We start from the raw sequence: 564 nt of genomic DNA, 5'->3' as shown, positions 1-564 counted from the left end.
GGATAACTGTCGCGCATTTGGCGCCATTTAGCTGAACCGTCGGCCAAACGATCGCGACTGGTAATAAAATCATAGGTCATTTGAATCCTCCTTTTTTCTTTGAAACGAATTAGTTAAAGGCAATGCCAGCGAAGATTCCTGCTAATATGGCTGACACAAGAGAAACGGAAACGACGCCTGCGATGATCATTTTAGGCATCATATAGGCGGTTAAATAATCGGCTTCGGCTTGGTCACTGGTCGCGCCTTTGATGGCTTCGGTCGTTAAGGCAAAATTAAAAGGAAAACCAAGGAAACAGTTCAGGCCAATCGCAAAGGTCATATAAGGCGAGTAACCAAAAAGCTTGCCGAAAAAGTAGGTGGCGAGGAAAATCGCCACTAAGGCAATCACCATCAGAATGACAATTTTGACGATTAAGGCCACTACAATTGACCACGTAGCCAAGGCAAAGGAACTCATAAAGCTGGCAAACAACGCAAGATTAAGAATGCCCGTCGAAGCTGATTTATCCATGGGCTTGGGTTCAATTAAACCAAAATACCCTAAAACAATTCCCACGATAA

1 protein-coding gene is annotated in these 564 nt (G+C 44.0%); it reads right to left on the bottom strand.

Translation table 11 applies throughout. The annotated features are described in order from the left end of the window. Window positions 1–109 precede the first annotated feature (109 nt). The coding region (locus tag AC5KOD_RS02390; protein WP_496912955.1) for a hypothetical protein at window positions 110–564 on the bottom strand (455 nt) is incomplete at its 5' end.

It is taken from the genome of Vagococcus sp. WN80Y, from assembly GCF_059621045.1.
Note: the sequence above shows the minus strand (reverse complement) of the source record. Positions and strands in the feature narration are given on the sequence as shown.